Origin of the sequence: Tolypothrix tenuis PCC 7101, from assembly GCF_963874875.1 — a bacterium.
Classification (GTDB): Bacteria; Cyanobacteriota; Cyanobacteriia; order Cyanobacteriales; family Nostocaceae; genus Aulosira; species Aulosira tenue.
Genome location: NZ_CAWNJS010000001.1, coordinates 6,230,889 through 6,248,275, shown reverse-complemented (window position 1 = coordinate 6,248,275; position 17,387 = coordinate 6,230,889). Strand labels below are relative to the sequence as shown.

The 17,387-nt window shown below is 39.3% G+C and carries 13 protein-coding genes; 6 read left to right on the top strand and 7 right to left on the bottom strand.

The features are described from left to right. Positions 1-54 precede the first annotated feature (54 nt). A complete protein-coding gene (locus tag AACU25_RS24705; RefSeq protein ID WP_321206837.1) occupies positions 55-186 on the top strand; it encodes a hypothetical protein in 132 nt (43 codons plus the stop codon). A gap of 120 nt (positions 187-306) precedes the next feature. On the opposite strand, the gene AACU25_RS24700 is transcribed toward AACU25_RS24705, so the two are convergent. From AACU25_RS24700 to AACU25_RS24680, 5 genes are all read right to left on the bottom strand, one after another. Further along, a complete protein-coding gene (locus AACU25_RS24700) occupies positions 307-882 on the bottom strand; it encodes a pentapeptide repeat-containing protein (RefSeq protein WP_096580184.1) in 576 nt (191 codons plus the stop codon). Between the two features lie 708 nt (positions 883-1,590). Next, a complete protein-coding gene (locus tag AACU25_RS24695) occupies positions 1,591-2,334 on the bottom strand; it encodes a hypothetical protein (RefSeq protein WP_096580182.1) in 744 nt (247 codons plus the stop codon). 190 nt (positions 2,335-2,524) lie between these two features. Next, entirely contained in the window at positions 2,525-3,352 is an 828-nt protein-coding gene (locus AACU25_RS24690) for a hypothetical protein (protein ID WP_096580180.1), read from the bottom strand. Positions 3,353-3,458: 106 nt separating this feature from the next. After that, entirely contained in the window at positions 3,459-3,950 is a 492-nt protein-coding gene (locus AACU25_RS24685; protein ID WP_096580178.1) for a hypothetical protein, read from the bottom strand. 440 nt (positions 3,951-4,390) lie between these two features. Further along, positions 4,391-5,554, bottom strand: a complete 1,164-nt coding sequence (locus AACU25_RS24680; protein WP_096580176.1) for an RNA polymerase sigma factor — start codon at positions 5,552-5,554, stop codon at positions 4,391-4,393. Positions 5,555-6,255: 701 nt separating this feature from the next. Between AACU25_RS24680 and AACU25_RS24675 the strand changes: the two genes are divergently transcribed. After that, entirely contained in the window at positions 6,256-7,422 is a 1,167-nt protein-coding gene (locus AACU25_RS24675) for a response regulator (protein ID WP_096580174.1), read from the top strand. 31 nt (positions 7,423-7,453) lie between these two features. On the opposite strand, the gene AACU25_RS24670 is transcribed toward AACU25_RS24675, so the two are convergent. Beyond that, positions 7,454-13,810 (bottom strand): AAA family ATPase, encoded by a 6,357-nt coding sequence (locus tag AACU25_RS24670; protein ID WP_096580172.1) that lies wholly within the window; start codon positions 13,808-13,810, stop codon positions 7,454-7,456. 363 nt (positions 13,811-14,173) lie between these two features. Between AACU25_RS24670 and AACU25_RS24665 the strand changes: the two genes are divergently transcribed. After that, on the top strand, positions 14,174-14,503 hold the full coding sequence (locus tag AACU25_RS24665; RefSeq protein WP_096580170.1) for an IS1/IS1595 family N-terminal zinc-binding domain-containing protein: 330 nt from the start codon (positions 14,174-14,176) through the stop codon (positions 14,501-14,503). A gap of 296 nt (positions 14,504-14,799) precedes the next feature. Beyond that, a complete protein-coding gene (locus tag AACU25_RS24660; protein WP_321206836.1) occupies positions 14,800-14,931 on the top strand; it encodes a hypothetical protein in 132 nt (43 codons plus the stop codon). A gap of 142 nt (positions 14,932-15,073) precedes the next feature. Here AACU25_RS24660 and AACU25_RS24655 read toward each other — a convergent pair whose 3' ends face one another. Continuing rightward, a complete protein-coding gene (locus AACU25_RS24655; RefSeq protein ID WP_096580168.1) occupies positions 15,074-15,670 on the bottom strand; it encodes a HEAT repeat domain-containing protein in 597 nt (198 codons plus the stop codon). A gap of 205 nt (positions 15,671-15,875) precedes the next feature. Between AACU25_RS24655 and AACU25_RS24650 the strand changes: the two genes are divergently transcribed. After that, a complete protein-coding gene (locus tag AACU25_RS24650; protein ID WP_096580166.1) occupies positions 15,876-16,472 on the top strand; it encodes a Uma2 family endonuclease in 597 nt (198 codons plus the stop codon). A 207-nt stretch (positions 16,473-16,679) separates the two neighbouring features. Further along, positions 16,680-17,300: a Uma2 family endonuclease gene (locus AACU25_RS24645; protein WP_096583993.1), complete on the top strand. Its 621-nt coding sequence runs from the start codon at positions 16,680-16,682 to the stop codon at positions 17,298-17,300. Positions 17,301-17,387: the final 87 nt, after the last annotated feature.

Genomic DNA, 17,387 nt, shown 5'->3' with positions numbered 1-17,387 from the left:
TTTTCAAAAGTGATATTGCGTCAACGAAGTTTCACTTTGGCAAGGAGGTAAAAGATGAGTGCTATTGTCTCCTCTGACAAAATATCTGTGCTGGTGATATTACGACGAGAGTATCTGGAAATTACTGGTAACTTCTGTGCTGCCAAGTTGATTGAGTATTTCAGACATTGGACAAAGTGGATCTGAGGAGGGCCCCACAGGCGGCGCGCTAACCGTTACAAATAAAAGAAACGGATTGGGGCAGTTTTTTGTGGCTTGCTGAACACCCATTAACCCTCAATCCCCCAGATCCAATTCCCTCAGACTTTAGTTCTTTCTAGCTTGCTCCAATTGGTGTGGCGATATCAATGCATCTTTCAGGTTAGCATTTTTCAGGATAGAACCTTCAAGGTCAGCACCTGAAAGGCTAGCACGTTCAAGGTTAGCATTTTTCAGGTTAGCATTTAAAAAGACAGAACCTTCAAGGTCAGCCTCTGAAAGGTTAGCATCTTCAAGATTAGCTTCTGAAAAGTTAGAACCTGCAATTCTAGTCTTTGAAAGGTCAGCGCCTGAAAGGTTAGCGTTGTAAAAGTTAATACCATTCATCGGAATACCTTCAAGGTCAGCACCTGAAAGGTTAGCACGTGAAAGGTCAGCATTGTCCTTCAGTAGAATAGGTCTCAGGTCAGCACCTGCAAGGTTACAGCCACGACATTCACCCATTTGCCTTAACTTCTCTAAATCTCTAGGTTCAAAGGCGTAGCTCGGGCTAGCAAAGAAGGATAGGACAATAGTAGATATCCAAACAACAACAGCAATATTCGCGATTTTTAAGTTGCGGTATGTATTTGTTTTCAAGGCTTTTTTTGAAAAAATAGCAGGTAATTGCTTAAAAATTTTCATGACTTTTTCTCCTTCCTAGATTTGTTACAATAATTTGCCTTCGACTAGAGCACATTGTAGAGTCGCACACTCTACCTCTTCAAAATCTAAATTGAAATACAAATAGCAATGATTCCTTTCTTCTGTTACCAAACTCTACATAATTAAGAAGTTTCCGTCTAATGAATGAGTAATATCTTTATCTATTCTCATTCCTCTCCCTCCTTTTTGTCAGTCGGCAAAGTCGGCTCATGAAGTCGGAAAAGTCGGATAATTAAATCAGTGATTGCAATATGCGGTAGCTGATCCATAAAGCTAGACAAAGCAGGGAAGAACAATAACACCAATTTGAAAAAAGAATGGGGCAAATTGTAGGGGCAAGGCACTACTTTGCCCTCTAAAATATTATTAATGCATAGCCAATATTATGTCCTTACCAAAATTTTTACCCACGCTACTGAGCAGTCTGCTACTTTATCCTAATTACTAAATCGGTGTTCTAGGTAGCAAACTCTTGCTTCTATGAAACATGAAGTATCTGTTTCCATTGGTAATCGAATCTGAAAGAGGCTTACCAGCGATGACTTCAGTAAACGAGCAATTACAGTTTGGATTAGAGAGAACTATGCCCTTGTGAGTTGTGAGTCTGATTAGCTGGAGGAGTGATCGCCTTTTATCTAGAGAGACTGCCTAAATTATAAGGCAGTCGCTTCCTGTGATTTCTTCAAGCTATTTTTTGGCAGGTTTTGGTACTGTAATATTACCAACACGTTGCCAACGCTGGGGATCTTCATCCAGTGTTCCTTGTAACTCTCGTGGTGAAGTAGTTTTGGGGTTCTTGCGAATACCTAGCTGAGCTTCTTGAATAATCATTCCTCCAGGACTAAGGGCAATACTAGCTGCTACGTAGCACCGTATCACGAAGTTGGAGCAAAAGACCTCCCCCATAACCCCTGCTGGATCGCCCCAAATCCTATTCATTGCTCTTATAACATCTTCCGTGACCTTTGATGCAGATAATACACTCCTAGCTGCCTGTAATTTGCTGTATTGACCAACATTTGGTGTTCCCGCCCAGTTTGGGTTTTGTTGTTGCGTATAGTAATCTTCGGCACAAAAAGCTGCCATCTGGGATAGGGAAATTTCTGGGTTATCAGGGTGGGGAGCTATGTATCGGTACACTAAATATGTACTTGTTCCAGAGCCAGGATTGTTTGGTTCCATGTCTACATAGGCAAGTCCTTCGCCAGCGGATTCGATCAGTCGGTGCCTATTGTTTTGATCCCGACCTATGTAGATAGCTGCGTGGACAGTAGAGCTACTGCCGCCAGTAGGTTTGAACAATTGTCCCAACCATTGTCCTAATGTAATCACTCCGTGGACAAGAGTGTCTTTGCTACCAGAAGTTAACAGAATGTCACCAGCTTGTAAATTGTTCAATATCAATCCCGGTAATTGCCCTTGTGCTTGCATGATTGTCTCCTATTTTTCTAAATGTTTGGAAGTTCCTTCAAGAAGCGATCGCAGTCTCTTAAGAGAAACTGCGATCGCATGAGAGCGCTGGCGCTTTGCGTCAATCACCCTTGTGAGTTCTAAATCTAATCGCCATGCACTCGTCTCTATATAACGAAGAACTTAGAAACGTAGTACACTCAAGCATTGATTAAACTCCAGTCAATGCCAGTCCGCTATTGCTAGTTTCAGGTAAAACAACCTTCTGCTCAAAATTTGTCCCGTTTGTTGAGGAAATAACGTTGAGATGGTTGTCCGTTCCCGTCCAAGTAAGGTAAAGCCGACTGCTGAAGACAGCTAGTGCCAACCCAATGTGACTAGTGTCAGATAGGACAATCTTCTGTCCGAAGTTTTCCCCATCGGTGGAAGACATAATGTTGAGATGGTCGTCTGTTCCCCTCCAAGCAAGGTGGAGTCGATTGTTGAAAGCAGCCAGCGCCAGTCCGCTATTGCTGGTTTCAGGTAAAACAACCTTCTGCTCAAAATTTTTCCCATCTATAGAAGAAATAATGTTGAGGTGGTCATCCGTTCCCGTCCAGGCAACGTAAAGCCGACTGTTGAATACAGCCAGTGCCAACCCAACGCGACTAGTTTCAGATAGGACAATCTTCTGCCCAAAGTTTTCCCCGTCTGTAGAAGAAATAATGTTGAGATGGTCATCTGTTCCTCTCCAAGCAAGATGGAGTTGATTGTTGAAAACAGCTAGCGCCAGTCCGCTATTGCTGGTTTCAGGTAAAACAACCTTCTGCTCGAAATTTTTCCCATCTGTAGAAGAAATAATGTTGAGGTGGTCATCCGTTCCTGTCCAGGCAACGTAAAGCCTATTGTTGAATACAGCTAGTGACAACCCAACATGACTAGTGTCAGACAGGACAATCTTCTGTCCGAAGTTTTCACCGTCTGTAGAAGAAATAATGTTGAGATGGTCGTCAGTTCCTCTCCAGGCAAGGTATACACCTGTAAGCTGTGAAATGTACATAGTAAAACTTCCTCCAATAGATTTCGAGACAATTTCCGCAAATAATGGGTGAATTTTTTGAGGTTGAAGTATGTTTCAAACTCGATGTGCAAGATGAAACAGCCACTTAGAAATCTCTCAAATAATCACCAATGAAACCTTTTAATAGGTCTGCGCCTTTCTGTAAAATGGCTGCCCACTGCGGAGCTGCTGCTCCACCTACCGCTATAATCTTATTTCCGATGTTGGAAAAGGCAGTAGTCTCAATAAATCGGTGTTGATAGGGCTTATTAGCCTTATTGTGATAGACTAAAAACCGCAACGTTTTTTCATTATTTTGTCCATATTGAAAAGCCTCATCAACCTGAATTTTGTAGCCGCCGCTAACTAGGGGGTTGCTGTCTTCATCTTTTTGGCATTTCTTGAAAAATGAGTCTGCAAGAGCTTTTTGTATAAACAGACTGCCACCCGCCTCTTTATCCTTGACAGAGTAGGGTAGCGCGATATAAGGTTCTTCTCGGTTACCCAAATCTTGTTGCCATTTGATAATAGTTGGCTCCTTCTGCTTTTCAGTTGGGTCAAATTGTATCCAATCACCTTTTTCAACAATTTCAGCCATATTTCCTTCCTTTAATTTTCAGTACATCGAGAAAGAGGCCATACAAACACCTCTTTTGTGTATTAGTTTTGTTGCTGGTATTTGAACAGGGACAAAGTTAGGTTTTCTTCCTTTCGCTTATCCACCTATAAGACGGTTCCAGTAATCAATTTCTGAATTGTTCGATTTAGCTACTTATTCCTCATCATATAAATGTGTCCCAAAGAGTCAGTCCAGTAGAAGTAATTGACAAATTAAGCCAATTGAGATTTGGACATACAAGCAAGAATGTGGAGATTGTAGACAAGAATTCCTTAACCGAATTGTAGATTTTGGATTGAAAATTCAAAATTTACAATCGCGCGATCGCTCTTCCATCAAAATAAAAAAGAGGGGCTTGAACCACCCGATCTCTTGACAATTATCCTGAAAAACGATCACAGTTGCTTTTACTACGGTTATTAACCCTCTTTCAAGAAACACATTTTCTTAATCAGTTCAAAACCAAGATCTGGGCTTTTTTGTGGAGATGATTGACTATTTGCTCTCAGTATAATCGCCTCCAGATGCCCAAAGTGTCTAAAAAATACGCGCACAGTAGCAGTAATAGGTTGCATAACGGAGCCGGACTTTAGCACAAATTCTCCCACAACTTCCCCCACCTGATGCTGTTGTTGTATATTTTGCATAGTCAGAAAAGAATTCTCCCTATTTCGACTTTCTTGACCTAATTGAGCCAAAGCTACAATTGCTGTAGGCTGCTTTTCACACAGCAATAGAGCCACTTCAAAACACCCACAACCATCACTCTTGACTTCTAATTTTCTCTCAGAAGTTGGCGCAACCATCACCTGCTCCGAGTGCTGCACATTATGTAATACCTCCAGCGATCCCTCACACACAACACTCTCCACTTCCTCTACAACAGATAATGTCATCGTCTCACCTGCTCTCGCTTCAACTCCCACATTCTCCTGGCACATGTCCCCTATTTCAGACTCTGTTGCAGTCGCTGGAACCGATAAATCCGTATCCTTCCCATCCTCACCTATAAAATATTCCTTCAACTCCTCACGCAGAATAGCCCGCGCCTGGGAGATGCGCTTACAGACATTCTGGTAGGAAATTCCTTGCTGTGCTACTATTTCTTGATGTGACAGTTCTTGATAAAAGTGCAGAATAAAGGTCTCGCGCAGCCTCGTCGGTAAGTTATCAATAGCGCGACGAATCACCATCTTTCTCTCGTCAGTCTCCATCACACTTTCTGGCATATTCTCAAACGCAACCAGTTCTTGCTCCTCACTCCTGGCGTAACCTTCTATATCCTCAACTCGATTCGCGCCCCGAGTGCGTTCTCGATGAATATCCACGCAGAGATTACGAGTCAGCGTCACGAGCCAAGCTTTAAAATTAGCAATTTCCCCCGCATACTTTTGCACCTTCTTCCAAGCTTTCAGCATCGCCCGACTGAGCGCATCTTCAGCATCAATTGGGTCACCCATCCACTTGACACAGCAACGATAAAGATAATCTCGATACTGTTGCCATTGCTGCCAAAAAGTCATACTTACATCATCAGAACTACTACGCTCTGATGAGGAGAAGACTGTTAGAGAAACTACCATAATGTGACACTCAACAATCTAATTAATTTGATTGCAATTCGATTTCAAACGTTTAACGTATAAAAAATTACTCACTCTTTCACCGCAACTAGGCTGAAGCATTGTATTTAGACGATTTCCAGTTTTTTTGGGTAAATAAACCAATAAAGGTATATATTTGGTAAATTTTGGAAAAGTCAGAGCAATCTCTTAGTCTTTGCTAATTAAGTGTTTATATATACTTGTATGTATATATAAATGCTGGATCACGAATAATTGTGGTAAAGTTTTGACAATTCACTAGCGTGGTATTTGCTGCTCGTATGTAAAGTTACTACTATTCTCTGCTGTGCACTAGTCGGAAAAGTCGGGTATTTCGGTCTGATGAGTCGGATTTTGCTTGAAATCTTGTTTAATATCAAGTATTTATATTGAGGCAAGCTCTCAACAGAATTCACAAAAGCAAGTGGTAAAGCGTCTAATGAGAGAAATATATAATACAAATACTTAAGGGTAATGATAAATAAACACTATAGTAAATCTATTCTCTTTTGGAAGAATTTCCGAGAAAATACGGTTAATTTACAACCATAAAAGTAAATAGTATTTATATACTGAAACACTTATCGAAGGCAGTAGCGATCGCCAATTGCCACACTACGTATAAAATAAAATACATTATCTCATCACCAAAAACCCTCAACAATGACATCTAAGCACCCATGAATCTTGAAGAAGCAATCAAATGGGTAGACTCGACCCTAGAAGCCAAAACAGGTAAAAAACTAACCATCCCGGAGAAAGAAATTCTCAAAGCTGCTTGGGACAACGAACCCTACAACGCTGTGGCGGATAGTTTATATATGAGTGTGGGGCATATTAAAGATTTAGCCTCATTATTATGGAAACGTCTTTCAGATTTACTAGACGAAAAAGTAACTAAAAATAACTTTCGCCATTTACTTTTACAACAAAGTGCTACCTCTACTCAATCCTCTCTCAACATCGTAGAAAACGACACCTATCAAACTGAAGACCGTAAAGGCAATATTTTAATTGTTGATGACCTCATCGAAAACCTGCATTTTTTAAACGATATCTTAAGCAAACAAGGATACAAAGTTCGCAGTGTCACTAACGGTAATATGGCATTACGAACTATCCGCAACAATCCCCCGGATGTAATTTTACTTGATATCAAAATGCCAGATATCGATGGCTATCAAGTCTGCTCAATTCTGAAAGCTGAGGAAGAAATTTCAGATATTCCGATTATTTTTCTCAGTGCATTAAACGAAGTTTTTGATAAAGTCAAAGCTTTTGAAGTTGGGGGAGTAGATTATATTACCAAACCATTTCAAACTGAAGAAGTCATCGCTCGCATTCAAACTCACCTGACTCTGCAACAGCAAAAAGCCCAGCTGCGACAAGAAATAGAGAAACATCAACAAACCGCAGAAATTCTCTACCAATCTCGCGCCATTCTCGCCAGTTTGTTGAACAGTTCCAGAGATGGAATTGCTGCTATGCAAGCGGTGAGGGATATGGTAACTGGAGAAATTGAAGATTTTCGCTATTTATTAGTTAATCCTGTATTTGCTAAAATCTTGGGTAAGAAACGAGAAGAATTGACTAATAATTTAGGGCAGAAACAACTCTTAAACCAACTTATTCCCGGATTTTTTAAGCAGTTAGTACAGGTAGTTGAAACAGGAGAATCCCTGGAGCAAGAATTTTTTTTGGAAACCAAACTGCAAAAAAAAGGCTATGAATTGATAGCGGTGAAGTTGGGTGATGGCTTTTCGATGACTATACGCGAGGTTAAAGATTATGGGGTTTTGGGAGAAGAGGGAATATGGAAGAATGCTCAGTTAAATTATCAGATGTAAATAAGTGATAAAAAATATATATTCTTGTTAGTTAATGTTTGGTAATCAATGGTTCAGTTAAATCTAAAATATTTTCAAATTGAAATCTCTTCACCCAATTTTTGCAAGTATGACGAACTAAAGCATGAGATTCGGGAACTGAATCTAGGATTTGCAAGACTAATTCTGCATCTGCATCTAGGGCAGATTCATGCAAATTTATAATCCATGATTTGGGCATTTCTGCGAATAAATTGGTTAAATTTAACGGTTCTACATTCACATTAGCATGATGAGATGATGGCTCTTTTTCTTGATAAATATAACGAACTCCTAAATGTTTAGCCATCATTTCAAATATGGTTTCTGTGTAAAAAGGTTTGCGGACAAAATCATCGCAGCCAGCAGATAAAATTACGGTTTTTTCTTCTTCCCATGCACTAGCAGTCAAAGCAATAATGACAGTGGCTTGCCCTTTAGTTGTGCTTTTAATGCGTTTGGTGGCTTCATAACCATCCATGATTGGCATTCGCATATCCATCCAAATTAGATGCGGTGAGTACTCATCCCAAATTTTAATTGCATCTTCACCATTATTAGCTTCTTGGACTGCAAAACCCAGGGGTTTGAGGAGTTTAACTAACAATTGGCGGTTATAATCTTTATCATCCACTACCAATATGCGATATTGAGGTTGGTTAGGAGCTAAAGCAATAATGCGATCGCTTTTCGATGGATTATTAATTACGCATTCTTCAGCAATACCTACTGGTATGTCAAATTTAAAAGTAGTACCAGAGGGGTAAAAACCTTGACTACTCATAACAGTAATTTCACCCCCCATCAAGCGCACAAATTCACGGCTAATTGTTAATCCTAATCCCGTTCCTTGCTGTAATTGCTGCCCTGATGAGGTTTGCACGAAGGGCTGAAATAAATTCTTTAGTTCTTCAGGCGCAATGCCAACTCCTGTATCTGTGACTTCAAAGCTAATAGTTGTTTCTCCACTATCTGTCTGCATATCTGCATTGATTGCCACTTTAACTGACACGCTGCCAAAAGAGGTAAATTTGATGGCATTACTTATTAAGTTAATCAGTACTTGCCGCAATTTCATCTCATCTGTGCAGATATATTGGGGAACGTTAAGGGCACAGTCAAATTGCAACTGCAAGTTTTTATCTTTGGCTTTCAATGCAAACATATCTTCGATATCGGCTAGTAAGTAATACAAATCGAAGTTAGTTGTGGATAAAACCATGCGTCCGGCTTCCACTTTCGACAAGTCAAGCACTTGGTTAATTAGCGCCAACAAATGTTCTCCACTGCGATGAATAATTTCCAAATTCTCTTTTTGTCCGGTGGAGAGATTTGCATCCTGGTTCATCAGTTGGGAAAAGCCGAGAATTGCATTCAGGGGAGTTCGCAATTCATGACTCATGTTAGCCAGGAATGTGCTTTTAGCGCGGTTAGCCGTTTCGGCTGCGTCTTTAGCTTGTTCGAGTTCTGCTTCTATTTTTTTGCGTTCGCTAATTTCCTGTTCTAACCGCACATTTTCAATCAGGGTTTTCTGTGCTTGTTTGCGATCGCTAATATCTTGAAAGGCGGCGATCGCATATTCTACATTACCAGTTTCATCAAAAATTGGCGTGCTGGTGACTTCTAAGGGGACAATTAGCTCACTATAGTGTAGTTCCAAATCATCCGCCCTTGTTTTTTCACCCCCAAGCGATCGCACTATGGGTAGCTGTTCTAATGGATACATCTGCCCAGTTTCCGCACGATATATGCGATAGGCTTGTGCAAGTTGTTCGGCTTCAGCTTTGACTAAATCTTGAATCTTGAGTAACTGCTGGGAAACTTGATTAGCATAAACCAGTTGTCCTTTGGCATCGTGAACAGATATACCTAGAGGAATGGCGTTGAGAAATTTATTCAATCGGTTTTGCGTCGATTGCACCTGAGTATAAAGTCTAGCATTATTGAGCGCGATCGCTGCTTGTGTCGAAAGCATTTGTATTACTTTCAGGCGATCGGCTGTAAAAACATCATCTGCGAGATTATTCTCTAAGTAGACAATCCCAATCAATTGCCCTTGATTCAGCAGTGGCGCACAAAGGATTGATTTTGGTTGGTATTGTTTGATATATTTATCTTGAGTAAATCTACCATCACGGGCAACATTACTTTCAATCAATCCTTCTTGAGTTCGGGCAACATAGTAAATAATTGATGCAGGTAGACAAGTTTCGATAGGAGTCGATTGCAATACGAGAATTTGCTCAGAATTCGCCTCACCAGATGCTTCAACTCGTAATTCTCCCAGGGATTCTAAAATGAGATAGCCAGTTTGTGCGCCGGCGCTAGATAGGAGAATTCGCATTAAAGTTGCGAGGAGTTTATCTAGTTCAATTTCACTAGCAATTGCGACAGCAGCTTTCATCAGTGCGGCTAAATCTAGAACTTCACCGGCGGTACTACCAGAAGTACTAGGTATGCTGTGACGTGAATCTAGGGATATATTAGTTTTGGTAAAGCGCTGCAAAAGTTGCGGATATTGCTGTTCTAAATCCTTAACTTTTGCGATCGCACCCCAACGCAGATAACAGTGATAAGCATTAATCAGATAACCTTGGGCAACTTGCGCTTTTCCCCAATTGAGGTAAAATTTAGCAGTCAGTTCATTAGCCAAAGCTTCTTCATTGAGATAGTCATTTTCTTTGGCTAAGGCAATGGCGAGATCGTAGCAATCAATCGCTTGAGTATGTTCGCCCAAAACTCGATGCAATTCTGCCTGCACTAGAGAGAATTTTTGCAAATGAGTCATCGGTGCAAAATGCGCCCATTTTTTAAGATTTTTTAGCTTGGCTTTCACCTGCTTTTGGATGCGTTTTTGTTCGGATTTAGAAGCATCAGCATAGATAGCTAGGTAAATTAGAGATATGTAGAAATCCGCCAAGGGAATACTACCAACAGCACTATCTTGAGATTCTTCTACTAAACGAGTATATTTCAGAGCTTGCTGATAATCTTGAAATAAATAGCCGAGAAATATTTTATAAAAATACAGATAGTGACAAATATTTTGGGCATTAGCTTCCAGATGAATCGGTAGCATTTTATCTTCGTCATAGCTTTCACCGATTAAACGACAATTATCTTCAGCCTGCCCCATTAAATTTAATATCAGCTGCCGATTGATTTGGATATAATAATAACCTGTTTCTTGTCCCAGTTGTTTGAGAGAATTAGCATACATTGCCATTTCTGGTTCCAATTTTGCTAATTCCTGTCCCAGAATATATGCATGATGGGTGTATGAAGTTGCCGCATAAGCAGCGTATTCTACATCCCCAGTTTCCAATCCAATTACATAAGCATCCCGCAAAGGTGTTAAGGTTTCTTTAATATGCTCTTTCCAATGTTTAATAAAAAAATTAACGACAAAAAATATTCTAGCTTTAAGTTCTTTAGCATTGAATTTATCGAGCAATTTCAGAGCAAGTTGACCGAATTGATAGCCTGCTTCTATATCTCCGATAACTTCACCAGAGAGAATTAATCCGTAAGTTGCATAAGCATAGCAGGAGGTAGCTGTATTCCCATATTTGAGGGATAAATTGACCTGTTCAAACACAATTAAAGCAAAGAGTTCCGGTATTGCGAAATAAGCAGGCGCTACCACATCCGACAAAATCCGCATTGCTGCTAACTTGTAAGGATCTGTCATTTCTGGCAATTCGATTAATGCCTCAATTTCTTTGCCTGTTAAACTTAACTTTGTCTTTACCAGCTTGAGTAAAATATCTATTTTATTAGGCTTCTTAGGAAAGTAAATTCCCAACATTTTTAATACTGACAGTGCGGTATCAATTGCTTGTCTAGGGTTGTTTTGGGATGTATAAGCTTGGATTTTGACTTGATAAACTTTTACTTTATCTAGTAACGAATTAGCTTTTTGCAGCACTATGCCAACTAATTTCTCCATTTCCTCAAAGTTGCCACAGGAACTTGCTACCTCGGCCGCTTCCACATATAATACTAAAGTTAAATCATACTGACTTTGCCAGCTATCAGCACTTAAGCAATTCCTGCCTATTCTGAAGTAATTACCAGCAGTTTTCCAGGCAGCTGAGGCTTTCGCTTTTTTACCAGCAATGAGATTTAATTGGACGATTTTATCTCGTTCTTCTTGAACATTAACTGTTGCAATACCTAAATTTAGTTGATTGACAATATCAAAAATCTTTTGTTGTCGTAACTGTGGCGGAGTATTTTGTAATAATAGTTGTCCAACTCTCCAGTGAACAGCTTGCTTTTCCTCGACGGGTATTAAGAAATAGGCGGCTTGCTGAATGCGATCGTGAGCAAATTTATAAGTAATTTTTAATTCATGCAATTCTCGGTCTGTTTGCATAAACTTGTAGTCATCGCCGATAGGTAATATCAGTCCGGCTTGCATAGCATCTAATAATTCTTTAGCAGTTTCTTTTTGAGTTCTTTCATTAATAACTGCCAGAGTTTTTAAATCAAAAGAATTACCAATACAAGCAGCTAATTTTAAAACTTTTTGTGCTGAATCTGATAAGCGTTGAATCTTTTCTGTCATTAACTCAACAACATTATCTGTTATACTACTATTAATAATTCGTTCTAAATCCCAAGACCAAGAGCCAGCATTAGTATCAAATTTCAGTAATTTATCTGCATAAAGAGACTTGATAAATTCTTTGATAAAAAAAGGATTACCCTGTGTTTTCTCCCAAACCAACTGAGCGAATTTTTGGGTATGGATGCAATTAGTCTTCAGCGTTTCTGCAATGAATTCATTAATTTGATGGAAATTTAAGGGTGAAAGGGAGAGATGATTAACAACTAACCCCTGCTGATTCATTTCTGCTACAGTCAACATAGCCGGATGAGTTGCACTGACTTCGTTATCTCGATAAGCTCCAATCAAAAACAGATATTGACTATTAGTATGAGTCATTATTAACTGGAGCAATTGCAATGTAGCACTGTCTGTCCACTGCAGATCGTCTAGGAATATAACTAGGGGATGTTCTTTTTGACAAAATACTTGAATAAAGTTTTGAAAAACTAAATTAAACCGATTTTGTGCTTCTGTAAAAGGTAATTCTGGGACAGCAGGTTGTTTACCAATAATCAGTTCAACTTCGGGAATAACATCAATAATAATTTGTCCGTTAGCTCCCAATGCAGCTAAAATTTTCTCTCGCCACTGTTGTAATTGCAATTCATTTTCGGTAAGTAATTGACGCACTAATTCTTGAAACGCAGCAACTAAAGCTTGATAGGGAATATCGCGGTGAAGTTGATCAAATTTTCCGCTAATAAAGTATCCGCGTTTTTCAGTAATTAGCTTATAGAGTTCGTGAACTAAAGCTGATTTCCCGATACCAGAGTATCCAGAAATGAGCATGAGTTCAGTTTTACCAAGACTTGTGCGCTCAAAAGCAGTCAATAAACTCTCAATTTGCGATTCTCTTCCGTAAAGTTTTTCCGGAATTTGTAATTGATGGCAAATATCTTGACATCCTAAAGTAAATCTTAGGATAGCACCGTTTTGACATTGAGTCAGACAAGTTTCTAAATCCGCCTTAATTCCCCAAGTACTCTGATATCTTTCTTCGGGCATTTTTGCCATTAACTTCATGATAATCTCCGAGAGATTGATGGGAATTTCTGGGTTGATTTCATGAGGACTTAGGGGTTGTTTAGCAACATGACAATGGACTAATTCAAGTGCGTCGTCATAGCCAAAGGGAAGTTGTTTGGTTAGCAATTCGTAGAAAGTGACACCAAGAGAATAAAAATCGGTGCGGTAATCAAGCGCACGATTTATGCGTCCTGTTTGTTCTGGAGAAATATAAGCTAATGTCCCTTCTAGAACATTCGGACTTTGGAGGGCAAGATTTTCTTGGGATAAAAGAGTAGATAAACCAAAATCGATAATTTTTAATTGTCCTGTTTGAGGATTGAAGACAATGTTAGATGGATTGATATCTTTATGAATAATATTGTGTTGATGAACTCTGCCTAAAATATCTGTAATTTGGATGGCGAGGTTAAGGAACCCTGGCACAGAAAAGGAAATTTTTTGCAACAGAATTTTTAAAGACTCTCCACCAAAATCCTCCAATAACATGAGGAGAGTATTCTGGTATTTTCTCAACTCGTAAGCTTTAATTATTTCTTCTAAGTTAAGACTACGAGTAATTTCATATTCCTGCTGATAGCGGTAGAGTTCGGCAGGTGTAGGATAATCCTCCTTGAGGAGTTTTAAAATCACGGGTTGCCGATTGGTATTAAAGATACCTCGATATACGAATGAATTAGCACTTTCGTAAATTTGGCTGACAATTGTGACATCTGGCAGTGAAATCATCTGGCGAGTAACAAAATAGCCTGAAAAGCTTAGTAAATATAGTTTATAGCAAGTTATGATTACAAAATATAGATTTATTTCTAAGTAAATCTATGTGTCTATAATGTTACCAATATTTTATCGCTCTAGGTTGTCTATTGTCTCAGTATACGCAGAAAATTTTACTCAGGCTTTACAATCGCTCTATCTCCATTGCTCCACCACATCACCATAGGAAAGCCGCTAGAATACATCTGTAGGCAATTAACACTCATCATTTACCAGTGTATGCCACGCTGAGTATTATAAACTTTCATCTTCATCTATTTAGCGATCGCCTCGAAGCATATATCACATCTAATTCTTCTTAGATGCGAAGTTGCTATGCAACAAGCTCTAAAGAAATGGCAACCACAACCTAAAACTTATGGGATTGGATGTCCTAGGTGCAATTCCACTCAGCTTGTGAAAATTGGTAGAGTGGATGGCCTACAAAAATATGCATGTAGTGACTGCGATCGCACTTTTAAAGAAAGACCAATGTTTGTGTGTGAATGTTTAATCCCAGGAACTCAGGTAAAGTGCCAATCATGTCCTCAGTTTAAGGAATTTTTAGGCATAGTCAAGCAGCAAACAGATGAATTGCGTTCTTTGAGCTTTCAAGAGTTAGAAAACCTCAAGTCTTCTTATACTGTGGCTGAAACGCTTGATTAATATAATTACTCAAGTACAATTCATAAGCAAATTGTTTGAAGTCGCTACATAACACCTAACTCTTTAACAGGGTTGCATCTCCAAAGAAAATTTCTGCAACGCTACTACCTCTACCATTAAACTGCACATTACCCTATCTCAAGTGCTGTAGTCCTGTGGTTATCTCTTCAGTTCCCCTATCTCAACTACTTCTAAAATTTTGTTCTTTGCAAACATTCTACTCGCAAGCAATTGCTTGCAATGAACAAAAAAAAATTCAACTTTCGCTATCCTCAAATTAACAAATAACGGTGCTTATGGCTTACGAATCTTGGTCACAAGTGGTAATTCGCACAGTTCTGGAATGGGAAAAACGTAAAGCCGAGCTAAAATCTAACTCGGATATTCCAGACCCAGAAAAAACAAAGTCCAAAAACAAAACTGCCTAGTAACGATGGGTACATCCACGTTGCGATCGCACATTTGATCAAATGGTTTTGATATTGCAGTAAACCTTAGGGTAATCGCATTTTAACTCCATCGTAATTGCGATCGCACGTTTCATCCCCTATTTTACATTCAGTTAATAATTTAGCCAGCTTCTAGCAATTCTTCGGAGTTTTGTAAATTCTCAATTGCTTTCTTTGCTACTTCAATAACATACGTGTTTTCATCATCTAAAGCTTTTTGCCAAACATTAAGTAGTCTAGAACGATTTAGTGCCAAAAGAGAATCAGCTGCAAATATACGCACGTAAACATCTTCATCTTCAAGTAGCAAAAGACTCAAGGCATCAACTGATCTCTCATCATCATAATGCTGAAGTTGCTGTGCAACTATTTGTCTTGCTCTTCGTGATTTTTTTACTCGATGAACTTCATTAATTAAACATATTAATATTTCCGGAATTCTAAAATTATCTAATGCAGATAGAGCTTCACTACGAACTTTTTCTTCTGGGTCATTTTTGGCTAAATCAATTAGATGTGTTACGCTACGGCTATCATCAATCCCTCCTAAGTTACAAGCTGCTGTTGAGCGTATTTCTGGATTAGAATCTGATATAAAAGGTAATATAATTTCAAAGGCATTATCAGGTTGAATATTTCCTATTTTATCTAGCCCTGCCTCTTTAATATCTGGGTTAGAATTTCGTAGTTGAGCTAATGCTATCTGTAGTTTATCCATAGTAGTCTTGATAAGACCCTCCTCATCGCAGTGGGCGATCGCTATGACTACAGTAACCAAAAAACTCTCAAAGGAAGAATAATCAATGATTGCGATCGCCAGCTAACCGAATCCTTGTGGTTAGCTCTCCTAACAAGAAGTTACAATCAGATAATTGACCAACAAAGCTGATTAGTTCTCATCTGGAAACAGACTGGAGACTTTTATGACCCCAGCAACGATCACAACACCTATAAAAGAATCACCCTTGTTGTTTGAGGGATTGACTTGGAGAGAGTTTAAAGCCGTTGAGCAGTTGTTAGACCGTCCAGGATATCGGCTGTCTTTCCTGAATGGTGTTTTGGAGATACGCAGAATGCCTGGAGAACCCCACGAAACTGTTAAAAAAAGAATTGCGGCATTAGTGGAACTGTATTTGCTGATGGCGGGATTTGATTTTACCCCAACTGGCTCAATGACTTTGGAAAGTGAAGCCGGTGCTGTCAAGCGTGAGGCAGATGAATCTTATAAACTGGCTCCAGGTCGAGTGCGTCCAGATTTGGTGATTGAGGTGGTGTTTACCAGTGGTGGAATCGACAAGCTAGAAGCATATAAGCGGTTAAAGATTCCAGAAGTATGGTTGTGGGAAGATAGTGTGTTAGAAGTCTATCACCTGCGCTATGAGGGCAATGCGCTTCACTATGAAAAAGTTAGCAATAGTGAGGAATTGAAAGGTATTGACATAGATTTGTTATTACGCTGCATTAATATGGTGAATCATGTGGATGCAATCAAGACTTTTCAACAGTCATTGGTGAAATAGTAATCTATTCTGCTTCTGCTCCCAATACAACTCCTTCATATAGTTGTGCGATCGCTACGCCCACCGCAGGCATCGCCAATTAAAATTCGATGCTGGATAGAGTAATCATATCTTCCTCAGTTGTACTTAACCCTGGTGGAAAAGCTGTCTGCATTCCCCTAGATTAGAGATAATATTTCTATGGTTTTAAGTAATTCTTTATCATCTATGACCCAAGCCATACCCAAGCTAGTAACCTTTGAGGAATTTGTTGATCGCCTACGTGAAAATTCTGGGGTACGCTACGAACTACATAATGGGGAAATCGTGGAAATGGCACAACCAGTAGGGGAACACGAAGAAGTTAAAGGGTTTTTAGGTATCGAAATTCCTTTTGAAATCAAACGTCTAGGACTCCCCTACATTGTCCCGAACCAAGCTATAGTTAGACCTCCCGAAAAAGATTCTGGTTACTTTCCAGATTTGTTGGTGCTAAATCGTGCAAATCTGGCAAATGAAAAATTATGGAAAAAAGAATCTATTGTCAGTAATGCTGCATCAATACCTTTGGTAATTGAGGTTGTATCAACCAATTGGCGGGATGATTACCACTTGAAATATGCTGATTATGAAGAGATGGGTATCCCTGAATACTGGATTATAGACTATGCGGCGTTGGGTGGACGTAATTTTATCGGTAACCCCAAACAACCCACAATCTCTATCTGTAACTTAGTGGATGGAGAATATCAGATCAGTAAGTTTCGAGATAGCGATCGCATTGTCTCCCAAACCTTTCCCGAATTAAATTTCACCCCGATCCAGATTTTTCAAGCTGGTTTGGCGTAGCGTTGAAATTAATAATTCGTAAAGTCTACCCCTGAGAAATCAAAAACTGTTTAGATGCATGATTTGTTGCTCATCATCGCAATCTGT